Source organism: Fulvivirga kasyanovii (assembly GCF_009711405.1).
Classification (GTDB): Bacteria; Bacteroidota; Bacteroidia; order Cytophagales; family Cyclobacteriaceae; genus Fulvivirga; species Fulvivirga kasyanovii.
Genome location: NZ_SMLW01000068.1, coordinates 1 through 457 on the forward strand (window position 1 = coordinate 1; position 457 = coordinate 457).

Annotated in this window: 1 protein-coding gene; it reads left to right on the forward strand. The window is 37.4% G+C overall.

The features are described 5' to 3' along the window. Positions 1-403 (forward strand): hypothetical protein (locus tag E1163_RS30075; RefSeq protein ID WP_221417854.1); only part of this gene is annotated, 403 nt, incomplete at its 5' end. Between the last annotated feature and the right edge of the window lie 54 nt (positions 404-457).

Below are 457 nucleotides of genomic sequence, written 5' to 3' on the forward strand. Positions count from 1 at the left end.
GTTGGTATACTGGCTCCCCGTTTTAAGCCTATGGGCATTGTTACCTGTTATGGTAGTTTACTTTCTGATCAGACTACCTGTAAGCAAAAGCATTGTTATTGACTCCCGGGTCATCTACCGGATGGTGGATACTACGCAGGGGGATTTTTTAAGGAATGGAATAGAGATGCTACTGGGAAACAAAAAGGTTTTCCTGGCTGACCCCATCGATGATCTTAATTGGGTGTATGTCGATAAAACTATCTTTGAAAAGTTATGGCCGGAATCTCCTCTTGAAATGAGCAGAAAGAATTATACCATAAAAGCCAGATTCAGAACATACAAATTACTATTTGGTGGCTATGGCAAAGCCAGTGTAATTGGCATTGAAAAATTAGAAGAAAATCCAATAATCAGAAAATAAACATCCATATTTACCGTAAAATCATATAGAATCTAGCACAAAAATATTAACCTA